Annotated in this window: 14 protein-coding genes; 12 read left to right on the plus strand and 2 right to left on the minus strand. The window is 64.9% G+C overall.

From position 1 onward, the window contains the following. Positions 1-131: 131 nt before the first annotated feature. From CXR43_RS04380 to CXR43_RS04390, 3 genes are read left to right on the plus strand one after another with little or no spacing between them, the layout of a single operon-like run. Complete coding sequence (locus CXR43_RS04380; RefSeq protein ID WP_103332871.1) at positions 132-824, plus strand: DUF484 family protein; 693 nt, start codon at positions 132-134, stop codon at positions 822-824. Between the two features lie 10 nt (positions 825-834). Beyond that, entirely contained in the window at positions 835-1,755 is a 921-nt protein-coding gene (locus CXR43_RS04385) for a tyrosine recombinase XerC (protein WP_103332872.1), read from the plus strand. 39 nt (positions 1,756-1,794) lie between these two features. Continuing rightward, the gene (locus CXR43_RS04390; RefSeq protein ID WP_103334014.1) at positions 1,795-2,496 is read left to right on the plus strand and encodes a CDP-alcohol phosphatidyltransferase family protein; all 702 of its coding nucleotides are present in this window, start codon (positions 1,795-1,797) and stop codon (positions 2,494-2,496) included. Here CXR43_RS04390 and CXR43_RS04395 read toward each other — a convergent pair. Further along, on the minus strand, positions 2,493-3,329 hold the full coding sequence (locus CXR43_RS04395; protein WP_103332873.1) for an EamA family transporter: 837 nt from the start codon (positions 3,327-3,329) through the stop codon (positions 2,493-2,495). The genes CXR43_RS04390 and CXR43_RS04395 overlap by 4 nt on opposite strands. A 119-nt stretch (positions 3,330-3,448) precedes the next feature. Here CXR43_RS04395 and CXR43_RS04400 point away from each other — a divergent pair, with 119 nt between their 5' ends. The 4 genes from CXR43_RS04400 to CXR43_RS04415 all read left to right on the plus strand — a co-directional run bounded on the left by CXR43_RS04400 (position 3,449) and on the right by CXR43_RS04415 (position 7,110). After that, the gene (locus tag CXR43_RS04400; protein ID WP_103332874.1) at positions 3,449-4,693 is read left to right on the plus strand and encodes an MFS transporter; all 1,245 of its coding nucleotides are present in this window, start codon (positions 3,449-3,451) and stop codon (positions 4,691-4,693) included. A 57-nt stretch (positions 4,694-4,750) separates the two neighbouring features. Beyond that, a complete protein-coding gene (gene msrA, locus CXR43_RS04405) occupies positions 4,751-5,407 on the plus strand; it encodes a peptide-methionine (S)-S-oxide reductase MsrA (protein ID WP_103332875.1) in 657 nt (218 codons plus the stop codon). Positions 5,408-5,734: 327 nt separating this feature from the next. After that, positions 5,735-6,631, plus strand: coding sequence for a 50S ribosomal protein L11 methyltransferase (locus CXR43_RS04410; RefSeq protein ID WP_246831355.1), 897 nt, complete (start codon positions 5,735-5,737; stop codon positions 6,629-6,631). 107 nt (positions 6,632-6,738) lie between these two features. Beyond that, positions 6,739-7,110, plus strand: coding sequence for a hypothetical protein (locus tag CXR43_RS04415; RefSeq protein WP_103332876.1), 372 nt, complete (start codon positions 6,739-6,741; stop codon positions 7,108-7,110). 129 nt (positions 7,111-7,239) lie between these two features. On the opposite strand, the gene CXR43_RS04420 is transcribed toward CXR43_RS04415, so the two are convergent. Further along, entirely contained in the window at positions 7,240-7,443 is a 204-nt protein-coding gene (locus CXR43_RS04420; protein ID WP_103332877.1) for a DUF1127 domain-containing protein, read from the minus strand. A 343-nt stretch (positions 7,444-7,786) separates the two neighbouring features. Between CXR43_RS04420 and ruvC the strand changes: the two genes are divergently transcribed. From ruvC to CXR43_RS04445, 5 genes are all read left to right on the plus strand, one after another. After that, a complete protein-coding gene (gene ruvC / locus CXR43_RS04425) occupies positions 7,787-8,299 on the plus strand; it encodes a crossover junction endodeoxyribonuclease RuvC (RefSeq protein ID WP_103334016.1) in 513 nt (170 codons plus the stop codon). Next, positions 8,296-8,976 carry a Holliday junction branch migration protein RuvA gene (gene ruvA, locus CXR43_RS04430; protein ID WP_103332878.1) on the plus strand — a complete coding sequence of 227 codons (681 nt, stop codon included), beginning with the start codon at positions 8,296-8,298 and terminating at the stop codon, positions 8,974-8,976. Before ruvC ends, ruvA begins: the two co-directional genes overlap by 4 nt. A gap of 134 nt (positions 8,977-9,110) precedes the next feature. Next, positions 9,111-10,034: a zinc metalloprotease HtpX gene (htpX, locus tag CXR43_RS04435; RefSeq protein WP_103332879.1), complete on the plus strand. Its 924-nt coding sequence runs from the start codon at positions 9,111-9,113 to the stop codon at positions 10,032-10,034. Between the two features lie 58 nt (positions 10,035-10,092). Then, positions 10,093-11,124 carry a Holliday junction branch migration DNA helicase RuvB gene (gene ruvB, locus CXR43_RS04440; protein WP_103332880.1) on the plus strand — a complete coding sequence of 344 codons (1,032 nt, stop codon included), beginning with the start codon at positions 10,093-10,095 and terminating at the stop codon, positions 11,122-11,124. Positions 11,125-11,131: 7 nt separating this feature from the next. Further along, on the plus strand, positions 11,132-11,926 hold the full coding sequence (locus CXR43_RS04445) for an Ivy family c-type lysozyme inhibitor (protein WP_103332881.1): 795 nt from the start codon (positions 11,132-11,134) through the stop codon (positions 11,924-11,926). Positions 11,927-11,945: the final 19 nt, after the last annotated feature.

Consider the following 11,945-nt stretch of genomic DNA (forward strand, 5'->3'; position numbering starts at 1 on the left):
ACATCCGCGCGACATATCAGATACAGGGCCGTTGCGGAATGCAGCGGGCAAGGGCGGAAACCCGTCGCCATGCTTTGCATTTTCCGCTAGGGTCGCGGCCAAATCACCGAAAAAAACCGGGCAGTGCCATCATGATCGAACAAGACCTGCGTGACCGCATCCTTGCGGAACCCGAGACGATTCTGGAGGACCGCGATCTAATGGCGGCGCTGATCGGGGCCAATGAGCGGGCGATGGGCAGCAATATCGTCGATCTGCGCGGGATCGCGATGGAGCGGCTGGAAAACCGGCTGGACCGGCTGGAAGACACCCATCGCACGGTGATTGCGGCGGCCTATGAAAACCTGGCCGGGACCAATCAGGTTCACCGGGCGATTCTGCAGATGCTGGACCCGCTGAGCTTTGAGGATTTTCTGAAAAACCTGTCCAGCGACGTGGCGGCCACCTTGCGGGTCGATTGCATCCGGCTGGTGCTGGAATCGGTGCAGGATGCGGAAGACCCGGCGCTGCGCAAGCTGGGCGAGGTGCTGTTCGTGGCCGAGCCGGGGTTTGTCGGCGAGTATCTGACGGGGGGGCGCAATGTGTCGCTGCGCCCGGTGACGCTGCGCCAGACGATTCCCTCTTCGGATCTGATTTATGGCGACCGGTCGGGGTGGATCCGGTCCGAGGCGCTGCTGAAGCTGGATTTCGGCAAGGGTCGGCTGCCGGGGATGCTGGTGCTGGGGGCGGAAGACCCGCATCAGTTCAAGCCGACGCATGGCACCGATCTGCTGGCCTTCTTTGCCGGTGTGTTCGAGCGGACGATGCGGAGATGGTTGTCGTGAGCCTGACGGCATGACCGCAATATCGCCGCAGGTGCGCGAGGCTTTGGCGACCTGGAGCCAGCAGCTTTCGGCCATTCACGGGGCGGCGCGGAATACGGTGACGGCCTATCTGCGCGATGTGACCGGCTATCTGAATTTTCTGGCGGTCCATCGGGGGGGCGCCGAGGGGCTGGCGGGGTTGGCCAGCCTGCCGCAGGGCGATCTGCGGGCCTGGATGGCGCATGAGCGGGCGCGCGGCGTGTCGGCGCGGTCGCTGGCGCGGGCCCTGAGTGCGGTGAAGAACTTCACCGCCTGGGTGGCCGACCGGGCCGGCGTGGATGCGACCACGGTGCTGTCGGCGCGCGGCCCGCGCTTCACGCGCAAGCTGCCGCGCCCGCTGTCGGTTACGGGCGCGCAAGACATGATCGACACGGTGGCCGAGCAGGGGCGCGAGGACTGGGTCGGCGCGCGCGACCGGGCAGTGCTGACGCTGCTTTATGGCTGCGGCTTGCGGATTTCCGAAGCGCTGGGTCTGACCGGGGCGGCGCATCCGCTGGCCGAGGTGTTGCGGATCACCGGCAAGGGCAACAAGACCCGGCTGGTGCCGGTGTTGCCGGTGGCGCGGGCGGCGGTGGCCGATTATGTGCGGCTGTGCCCGTTTGATCTGGAGGCCAAGGGCCCGCTGTTTCGCGGGGCGCGCGGGGGGCCGCTGAACCCAAGGCTGATATCTGGCGTGATGGAGACGGCGCGGATGCAGCTTGGCCTACCCGCGACCGCCACGCCACATGCCATGCGCCACAGCTTTGCCACGCATCTGCTGTCTGCGGGGGGGGATCTGCGCGCGATCCAGGATTTGCTGGGCCATGCCTCGCTGTCGACAACGCAGGTTTATACGGCAGTTGATGCCGCGAGGCTGATGGAAGTCTATGAAAAGGCACATCCGCGTGCCTGATTGGTTGCACTGCCCGGCGGATTGCGCCATCAAAACCTGATGCAATTGCGATACAAAGCCCTGTCCGTCCATCTGCTGACCGCCACCGGCGCGGTTTTGTCGATGTTTGCCATGCTGGCCGCCGTCGAAGAGAACTGGAGCCTGATGTTCCTGTGGCTGGTGGTGGCGCTGATCGTCGATGGCATCGACGGGCCCTTGGCGCGGCGCTATGATGTTGAACAGAACTGGCCGACCTATGACGGCGTTCTGATGGACCTCATCATCGACTTCATGACCTATGTGTTCATTCCGGCCTATGCGCTGTTCAAATCCGGGTTGCTGCCCGGCTGGACCGGGTGGATCGCCATCATCGTGATCGTCTACGGATCGGTGATCTATTTTGCCGATACCCGCATGAAGACCAAGGACAAGTCCTTTGCCGGGTTTCCGGCCTGCTGGAACATGGTGGTGCTGGTGCTGTTTGCGGTGGCCCCCGGAACGGCGCTGGTCTTGGCGATTGTGATCGCGCTGACGGTGGCGATGTTCTGCAACCTGAAATTCATTCACCCTGTCCGCACCAAACGCTGGCGCAGCGTGTCGCTGCCGATGTCATTGCTGTGGGTGGTGTTTGCCGGCTGGGCCGCTTTTGTGGACTTTCATCCGGCCTCCTGGGCGCATTGGGGGTTGGTCATCACCTCGCTCTACCTGACCTTTGCCGGGATCGCGCAGCAGGTGATCCCCGAGCGTTTGGGCGCCCGCTAAAGCCGCGTCAGCAGAACCCCGGCGACGATGATGGTGGCGGCGAGGGCTTTTTCACCGCTCATCCGTTCGCCAAAGGCAATCCAGCCGATCAGTACGGCAAACAGGATCGAGGTTTCGCGCAGCGCTGCGACCACGGCGATGGGGGCGATGGTCATGGCCCAGATCGACACCGCATAGGCCCCGTAGCTGGCAACCGAGGCCACCGAGCCGAGGCCCCAGGCACGGGCATCGCGCGGCAGGACCGATCTGCCGCGCAGGGCCAGCATGCCAAGGGTGAAGATAAGGCCATCGGCCACAAAGACCCAGGCCACATAGGCCGCAGGCGCGCCGGATATGCGCGCGCCCATGCCGTCGATCATCGTATAGGTGGCGGTGGCTGCGGCAGAGCCGAGGGCAAAGGGCAGCAGGCGCCGGTCCTCGCCACTGGAAAACACGCCCCGCGCCATCAGCAGGATGCCAAGGCCCAGCACCGCAATGGCGATATACTGCCGCCCGCTGACCGCATCGGGCAGCAGCAGCGCGCCTGCAAGGGCCACCAGCATCGGGGCCGCCCCGCGCGCAATGGGGTAGACCCGACTCAGATCGCCCCGGTCATAGGCGTAGGTCAGAAAGAACTTGTAGGCGAAATGCGTGCAGCCTGCGGCGATGACCCAAGGGATCGCGGCGGGGTCGATGGGGGGCGACAGCGCCACCACGGCGAGGCCGATGGGCACCTCGATCACCGACAGGATCACCATCGTGCCGACCTTCGAGGTGCCAAGCTTGATCAGCGCATTCCACAGCGCATGCAGGAAGGCCGCCCCGAGGACCGCCAGAAACACACCAAGGCTCACCCGACCGCCCCCGTTTTTCCTATGGTTAGGCGGGGGGTCGGCGGCGCGCAAGGCCGGGCCTGTATCCCACACAATCGCGCGCTTGGCGGATTGCGCGCTTCGGGTGTAGGAGGTTTGGGATGTTCGAGCGCATGTCCCTTGATGACGCCCCCAGATTGCCCCGCTGGCGCAGGCCGGAGGCGCTGCTTTATGTGATGGCGGCGGCGATGCCGCTGGCCTTTGCCACCTGGTCGGCGGTGCTGAACAACTTCGTCATCGAAATGGCCGGGTTCACCGGGGTGGAGATCGGCTGGCTGCACACGGTGCGCGAGATTCCGGGGCTGCTGGCGGTGGGGGTGATTGCGCTCTTGCTGGTGTTCCGCGAACAGATGCTGGCGCTGTGCAGCCTGCTGCTGCTGGGAATGGCGACGGTGGTGACGGCCTGGTTTCCCAGCTTTGGCGGTTTGCTGATCGTCACCTTGCTGTCGTCGATCGGATTTCATTATTTTGAGACGGTGAACCAGTCCTTGCAACTGCAATGGGTGGAAAAGGGCCGCGCGCCGCAGGTGCTGGGCCGCATCGTGGCGGTGGGGTCGGGGGCGGCCCTGTTGGCCTATGGCCTGCTGATGCTGCTGTGGGACCGGTTCAGCCTGACCTATGACACCGTCTATATGGTGGCGGGCGGGGCGACGATTGCGCTGACCCTGTTTGCGGCGGTCGCCTATCCGCAGTTCGTGAACCCGGTCAAGCAGCGCAATTCCATTGTGCTGCGCCGCCGCTACTGGCTGTTTTATGCGCTGCAATTCATGGCCGGGTCGCGGCGGCAGATCTTTGTGGTCTTTGCCGGGTTCATGATGGTGGAACGCTTCGGCATGAAAGTGTCAGAGATGACGGCGCTTCTGCTCATCAACTACATCCTCCAGATGGTCGCCGCCCCAGCCATGGGCCGTGCCTTGGGGCGGTTTGGCGAGCGGTCGGTGATGGCCTTCGAATATGTCGGGCTGACGCTGGTGTTTCTGTTCTATGGCGGGATCTACTGGTTTGGCTGGGGGCTGGTGATTGCGGGCGCGCTCTATATCGCGGATCAGATGTTTTTTGCGCTGTCCTTTGCCCTGCGCACCTATTTCCAGAAGATCGCCGATCCGGCAGACATTGCCCCCACGGCGGCGGTGGCCTTTACCATCAACCATATCGCGGCGGTGTTTTTGCCAGCGGGGATGGGGTATCTGTGGGCGACCTCGCCCGATTATGTGTTCCTGCTGGGGGCGGGGATGGCGCTGGTGGCGCTGGGGCTGGTCTTGCTGATCCCGCGGCACCCGGAGCCGGGCTATGAGACGATTTTTGCCCGGGGTCTGCCGCAGCCTGCCCAAGAACCGGCGGAGTGAGTGGCGATTTGCGCAAGCCCACCTATATATCCTGTCTGACCTCAGGGGAGTTTCAAGATGTTCTTCATGAACCGCGCCAAATCGCAGATGGTTGATCCGAAAGATGCGCTGCCGGGCCGGGCAGAGCCGTTGCCGACCGCCGAGACCCATTTCATTTCCGGCATCCCGCTGAAATCGCCGGTGCCCGAGGGTATGGAACAGGCGATGTTCGGCATGGGCTGTTTCTGGGGGGTGGAGCGCAAGTTCTGGCAGACCCCCGGCGTCTGGCTGACCATGGTGGGCTATGCGGGCGGCTATACGCCGAACCCGACCTACAAGGAAACCTGCACCCAGTTGACCGGCCATAACGAAGTGGTGCGGGTGATCTATGACCCGAAAGTGGTCGGCTATGAGCAGTTGTTGAAACTGTTCTGGGAAGGGCATGACCCGACCCAAGGCATGCGGCAGGGCAATGATGTGGGGTCCACCTATCGGTCGGGGATCTATACCTATACCGACGCGCAGGCGCAGGCTGCCGAGGCGTCGCGCGGCGTCTATCAAGAGGCGTTGAGCCGCGCCGGAAAAGGGACGATCACCACCGAAATCCTGCCGGTGCCCGAGTTCTTCTTTGCCGAGGATTACCACCAGCAATATTTGCGAAAGAACCCCAACGGCTATTGCGGCATTGGCGGCACCGGCGTGACTTGCCCGATCGGCACCGGCGTTACGGCCTGATCCGGCTTTTGCGGGCGGGGGTCTGATGATCACCGCCCGCCAGTCGGCTTGACGTGACGGGCAGCGGCGGCTAGGGCCAAGGGCGCAGCTGCCAGAGGTTTTTTTGCCATGCCCACATTCACCGCCCTGACCACCATCGCAGGCGATGACGCCGCCGAAAGTCTGGCACAGGCGCTGGAGCGGATGCAGCCCGAACCGCTGGAGGTCGAGATCTACGACGACCCCGAGGTTCCTGATCTGGCGCGCGTCATTGCCCTGTTTGCCAAGGCCCCTGACGCGACCCTGCTGGATGTGCTGGCCCAGGCATTTTGCGCGACCCCCTTTACGGTGACCGAAGCTGCGCAACGCACCTTTACCGCGCTGACGACGCTGCCCGGTGAGGCGGCGGCGAAGGCCCTGGCCGAGGCGATCGAGGCGATGGAACCCGCCCCTTATGGCGTGGGTGCCTTCGAGATCGAGGACGATTCCGGGCTCTGGGAGGTGGGGGCCTATTTCCTTGAGCAGCCCGATGTCGGGATGCTGGACGCTTTGGGGGCGGCGCAGGGGGCAAAGCCCTTTGCCGTGTCGGAATTGCCCGAAATCGACTGGGTGGCCAAGGTGCGGCGCGAGCTGGCCCCGGTCGAGGCGGGCCGGTTCTTTGTGTTCGGCAGTCATGATGCGGAGCGCGCGGCGGATCTGGGGCCGGATCGTGTGGCCTTGCAGATCGAGGCGACGGTGGCCTTTGGCACCGGCCATCATGGCACCACGCTGGGCTGCCTGCGGGCCTTTGACCGGCTGTTCAGCGCGGGCTTTGCGCCGGGCAAGGTGGCCGACATTGGCTGTGGCACAGCCGTTCTGGCCATGGCGGCGGCGGCGGTGCTGCCCGAAGCGCTGGTGCTGGCCAGTGACATTGATCAGGTCGCGGTGGATGTGGCCCGCGCCAATGTGGCGATCAATGCGCTGGAGGGCCGGATCGAATGCCTGGAGGCGGCGGGTTTTGCCCATCCGCGTCTGGCCGAGGCGGCGCCATTTGATCTGGTGTTTGCCAATATCCTGAAAGGCCCGCTGATCGAACTGGCCCCGCCGATGGCGGCGCATCTGGTGCCGGGGGGGCTGTGCATCCTGTCGGGGCTGCTGGTGGTGCAGGCCGAAGCCGTGACGGCGGCCTATGCTGCCGCCGGCTTTGATCTGGCCGGGCGCGAAGACATTGGCGAATGGTCGACGCTGGTTATGCGCCGTCTGTAGGACAACGCCCGGCGATTGTTGCCGGGACGCTGCCTTTATTGCCCAAAACATGCCACATTTTCGCCCTATGCTTTTTGCGTGGGGCGTTTGAGTGTGGAGGCTGGTCAATGACTGATCCAGGCATCGCTGAATTCAAGACCCGCATCGCGCGCATTCACAAGGCGCATGCCAATGGCCATGGCTTTGAGGCCGAAGGCACGTTGGGTCGGTCGTTCTACACCCGCTCTCACCCCCGGTATCGTCGCAGGCGGCGGCTGCAGGTGCCGGTGCTGCGCCCCCTGTTGATTGCGGTCTGTGTCGGCACCCTGATGAAGGCGGGCTTGCTGTATCAATTGGGCAGTGTGGCCTATGGGGAGCGGGTGGCCGATCTGATGGCGGGGCAGGCGGTTGATCGGCTTGGCGGCTGGGTGATGCAGGCCGATCCGGTCACCGTGGCGGTGGCGCGGCAGATTGCGCTGTTCGCGCGGCTTGACGGCTGAACGAACCGGGCCGAGAGCGTCAGGCCCGGCATGTCAAACAAGAAGGCCGCCAGAGCGATGCTCGGCGGCCTTATGTCATTCGGCTGATCCTTTTGCGGAACCGGGACGGCCTTGGGGCCGGGGACCGGTTCAGCGGGTCAAAGTCTCGATGTCGCCGCGGCACAGGCCGATATCGTCAAGTTCCCGGTCCGACAGGCGGGACAGGGCTTTACGGGTCATACGGGCATCGTTCCAGGCGGAAACGGCGGCAAACATGCTGCCGACGCCCTGAACGGCGCGGAAAATCGAGATGGCGCCGAACGGCGCCGTACGGGTCGTTTCAAAAGCGGCCATTGCGGTTATCCTTTTTAAACTGCTTATGTGAGAGGCGTTTTTGCCCTCGCTGTGCCAGATAACGATGCTGCATGTGCAAAGCAAGATGGCGGCTTGGCATGGCTGCCATGCAGCAATTGCATGGACGTCAGGCCAATTTTCGCCTTTGTTTTAAGGATTTGACGCAAGCCGTCGCCTTTCGCCTGCAAGGTGTCGCAATCGGCCGCAAGGTGTAACAGCGCTGTGACCAGCGGGCTGATCCTGGCACCGGTTGATCCCCGCATCTGGAATTGGCTTGGCCAATGTTCCCCTTTCGTGCTAACCCTTGGAAAAGGGCCGGACAAAAAAGGGGCTGTGGGCAGGGATGCGGGTGGTGGGAATCGATCCGGGGTTGCGAAACCTGGGCTGGGGCGTGATCGACGTGGCCGGCGCGCGTATCACCCATGTCGCCAATGGCATCTGCCATTCCGACGGGGCCGAGGGCTCGCTGGCAGAGCGCCTGCGCAGTCTGCACGCGCAACTGACCGAGGTGATCCGGCTCTGGCAGCCCGAGGCAGCGGCGGTGGAGCATACCTTTGTGAACAAGGACGCGGTGGCCACGCTGAAACTGGGGCAGGCGCGGGGGATTGCGCTGCTGGTGCCGGCGCAGTTCGGGCTGGAAGTGGGGGAATATGCCCCCAATGCGGTGAAGAAATGCGTGGTGGGGGTCGGCCATGCCGCCAAGGTTCAGGTCGACCATATGGTGCGGCTGCAATTGCCCGGGGTGGTGATTGCGGGGGCGGATGCGGCGGACGCCCTGGCCATTGCGATCTGCCATGCGCATCATCTGCAATCGGCGGGCCGGCTGGAGTCTGCATTGAAAAGGGCGGCAGGATGATCGGGAAAATTTCGGGCCGGTTGGACTGGCGGGGCACCGGCGAAGTGCTGATCGACGTGCGCGGCGTGGGCTATATCGTGCATGTGTCAGACCGCACCATGGCCGCGCTGCCGCTGCTGGGGGAGCCGGTGGCGCTTTATACCGAATTGCTGGTGCGCGAGGATCTGCTGCAACTGTTCGGCTTTCCCACCATGCTGGAAAAGGAATGGCACCGGCTGCTGGTCACGGTGCAGGGCGTGGGGGCCAAGGCGGCGCTGTCGATTTTGGGCGCTTTGGGGGCTGAAGGTGTGGCGCGCGCCATCACGCTGGGCGATGCGCGGGCGGTGCAGGCGGCCCCCGGTGTGGGGCCGAAACTGGCGCAGCGGGTTATTCTGGAGTTGAAGGCCAAGGCCCCGGCGGTGATGGCGGCTGGGGTCAGCCTGTCGGCCCGGGCCGAGGTGGACGACTCTGTGATCGAGGATGCCGCCCCGGTGCCCGCCCCGAAAAAGCCCGCAAAGCCCGATGCAGGCCCGGCAAGGCGCGCCGGGGCCACTGCCGATGCGCTGTCGGCCCTGCTGAACCTGGGCTATGGCCATGGCGACGCCGCGCAGGCGGTGGCCACTGTGGCGGGTGAGGAGCCCGAGGCCGAAACGGCCGCCATCATCCGCAAGGCCTTGCGCCTGCTGGCACCCAAGTAGGGGGCGCTGTCCCCGCCTTCGGCCTGCCCCCGGAATATTTGGAAAAGCTGCGATGCACAGAGCAATCTGGCCCATTGCCCTTTTCAAGCGCGCCGGGGTTTCCCATATCCTTGCGAGGAAACGTGAGGGGACCAATGGGCGGCTACGTCAAGACATTCATGCTGATGGCGGCGCTGACCGCGCTGTTCATGGGGTTGGGCGCGATGCTGGGCGGGGCCAGTGGCGCGGCGATTGCGCTTGCCATTGCGGCGGTGATGAACCTCTTTGCCTATTGGAACTCGGACAAGGCCGTGCTGTCGATGACCGGGGCCAAGGCGGTGGACGAGTCCAGCGCGCCCGGTCTGGTGCGGATGGTGAACCAGATGGCCGATGGTGCGGGCATGCCGCGCCCCAAGGTCTATGTCATCGACACCGACCAGCCGAATGCCTTTGCCACCGGGCGCAACCCGCAGAATGCGGCGGTGGCGGCGACCACCGGGCTGTTGCGCCGCCTGACCGAGGAGGAAGTGGCGGCGGTGATGGCGCATGAACTGGCGCATATCCGCAACCATGACACGCTGATCATGACCGTCACCGCGACCTTTGCCGGTGCCATTTCGATGCTCGCCAATTTCGCGCTGTTCTTTGGCGGTGACCGGGAAAGGCCGGGCGGGATGATCGGGACCATCGCGTTGATGATCCTTGCACCCCTTGCGGCGGCACTGGTGCAGATGGCGATTTCGCGGTCACGCGAGTATGAGGCGGATCGGGTGGGGGCCGAGATCTGTGGCGAGCCGTCCTGGCTGGCGAGCGCCTTGCGCAAGATCGAGGCCTTTGCCAAGGGCATCGACAACAATGCGGCTGAGCGCAATCCGGCCATTGCACATATGTTCATCATCAATCCGTTGCATGCCCATGCGCATGACAAGCTGTTTTCCACCCATCCCAACACTGCCAACCGGATTGCCGCATTGGAGAAGATGGTGGTGACGCGGCAGCCGGTGGCGCGGAGCTCGATCCCGCGCGCGGGCGGGCGGCCCCTGTCTGGATCAGCACCGAAGTCGGGGCCGTGGGTCTGAGGCTTTCGGTCTGATCTGACGGCTTGCAAAAGCCTGCGCGTTCGGGGATTGTTCTGCCATGTTGCAGCCAGACCCCGCCTTGCGCCCCGAGCGCCTGCCCGAAGACACGGACCGCGCCCTGCGCCCGCAGGGGTTGGACGAATTCATTGGTCAGGCCGAGGCGCGGGCCAATCTGCGCGTGTTCATCGAAGCCGCAAGGATGCGGGGCGAGGCGATGGACCACACGCTGTTCCACGGCCCGCCGGGCTTGGGCAAGACCACGCTGGCGCAGATCATGGCGCGCGAGCTGGGGGTGGGGTTTCGCATGACCTCCGGCCCGGTGCTGGCCAAACCGGGTGATCTGGCGGCGATCCTGACCAATCTGGAACCGCGCGATGTGCTGTTCATCGACGAGATTCATCGGCTTTCCCCGGTGGTGGAAGAGGTGCTCTATCCGGCGCTGGAGGATTTTGCGCTGGATCTGGTGATTGGTGAGGGGCCGGCCGCGCGCACGGTGCGCATTGAATTGCAACCCTTCACGCTGGTGGGGGCCACCACGCGGCTGGGTCTGCTGACCACGCCGTTGCGCGACCGATTTGGCATTCCGACACGGCTGGAATTCTACACCGAAGCCGAGTTGTTCGAGATCGTGACCCGGGGCGCGCGGCTTTTGGGCGTTCAGGCCGAGCCCGACGGTTGCCGTGAGATCGCGCGGCGTGCGCGCGGCACGCCGCGGATTGCCGGGCGCCTGCTCCGCCGGGTGGTGGATTTCGCGCTGGTGGAAGAGGGCGGGCGGATCAGCCGGGCCCTGGCCGACCGGGCGCTGACGCGGCTGGGGGTGGATCACCTTGGGCTTGACGGGGCTGACCGGCGCTATCTGGTGCTTCTGGCCGAGAATTACGGCGGCGGCCCGGTGGGGGTGGAGACGATTGCGGCGGCGCTGAGCGAGCCGCGCGATGCCATCGAAGAGGTGATCGAGCCTTACCTGCTGCAACAGGGGCTGATCCTGCGCACCCCGCGCGGGCGCATGTTGGGGACCAAGGCCTGGCGGCATCTGGGGCTGGAGGCCCCACGGGCCGCGGGGCAAAGTGATTTGTTTGCAGAAGGGTAGCGGGATCATGCTGAGGACGGTTCTGGCCCTGTTGGCCTGTGTCGCGGGGCCTGTGCAGGCGCAGGATAGCCACAACCGGATCGACACGCCGTCCGGCACCGCCACGATCACGCAGCAGGGGATTGATTCCGTGCTGGCGATCGCCGGGCAAAGCTTTGTGTTTGAGGGCATGCCTTACGCGTCTTTTGGCGACCGGCTTGGTGATGTGGTGCTGGTGTCGGTATCGGCGGGCGGATCGGCCTGTCCGGCGCAGTTTGTCTGGCTGGACACGCGCCCCGGTCTGGTCCGCCTGACCGAGCGCTTTGGCACCTGTTCGGATCTTGCCGAGGTAAGCTGGGACGCCGAGTCGCTGATTGTCACGCTGCCGTCGATGCGGCCCGGTGAGGGGCCTGTGGCCTTTCATTGGGACGGAAAAACGCCGCAAGTCCGGGAGGTTGCCTTGGCCCCGCCCGCAAGTGGCATCCCGGCGACCGCGCCGCCAATGGCCTGGCTGGGCCGCCACCCAAGCGCGTTTCTGTCGGCCCCGGAACAGCGCGACAGGCTGGTGGCGCAGATGGGTGCGGATGGATTGCTGGATGCGCAGCGGATCATCGGGGTTGCCACCAATTTCGAGTTGGTGGGCGATTGGGTGGTGGCCAGTGGCTGCCAGCCGCATGCCTGCGATGTCACGGAAGGCGCTGTCGCGATGTACCGTGAGTGGTTGCTGGTGGCCCTGTGGGAGCGGGGAAAGGGCGTGCGGGTCTTTGGCGACCAGACCGGGATGATGCCCGCGGCCATTGCCAAGGTGATGGCGCGGCAGTGACACCGCTCGGCGGGGCGTA

Origin of the sequence: Pseudotabrizicola formosa (assembly GCF_002900965.1) — a bacterium.
Classification (GTDB): Bacteria; Pseudomonadota; Alphaproteobacteria; order Rhodobacterales; family Rhodobacteraceae; genus Pseudotabrizicola; species Pseudotabrizicola formosa.

Coding starts and splice junctions, on each gene's coding strand:
- htpX (WP_103332879.1), top strand. CDS start 9,111: ATGGGCGGCTACGTCAAGACATTCATGCTGATGGCGGCGCTGACCGCG.
- CXR43_RS04390 (WP_103334014.1), top strand. CDS start 1,795: ATGCAATTGCGATACAAAGCCCTGTCCGTCCATCTGCTGACCGCCACC.
- msrA (WP_103332875.1), top strand. CDS start 4,751: ATGTTCTTCATGAACCGCGCCAAATCGCAGATGGTTGATCCGAAAGAT.
- ruvA (WP_103332878.1), top strand. CDS start 8,296: ATGATCGGGAAAATTTCGGGCCGGTTGGACTGGCGGGGCACCGGCGAA.
- CXR43_RS04385 (WP_103332872.1), top strand. CDS start 835: ATGACCGCAATATCGCCGCAGGTGCGCGAGGCTTTGGCGACCTGGAGC.
- CXR43_RS04420 (WP_103332877.1), bottom strand. CDS start 7,443: ATGGCCGCTTTTGAAACGACCCGTACGGCGCCGTTCGGCGCCATCTCG.
- CXR43_RS04380 (WP_103332871.1), top strand. CDS start 132: ATGATCGAACAAGACCTGCGTGACCGCATCCTTGCGGAACCCGAGACG.
- CXR43_RS04445 (WP_103332881.1), top strand. CDS start 11,132: ATGCTGAGGACGGTTCTGGCCCTGTTGGCCTGTGTCGCGGGGCCTGTG.
- ruvB (WP_103332880.1), top strand. CDS start 10,093: ATGTTGCAGCCAGACCCCGCCTTGCGCCCCGAGCGCCTGCCCGAAGAC.
- CXR43_RS04415 (WP_103332876.1), top strand. CDS start 6,739: ATGACTGATCCAGGCATCGCTGAATTCAAGACCCGCATCGCGCGCATT.
- CXR43_RS04400 (WP_103332874.1), top strand. CDS start 3,449: ATGTTCGAGCGCATGTCCCTTGATGACGCCCCCAGATTGCCCCGCTGG.
- ruvC (WP_103334016.1), top strand. CDS start 7,787: ATGCGGGTGGTGGGAATCGATCCGGGGTTGCGAAACCTGGGCTGGGGC.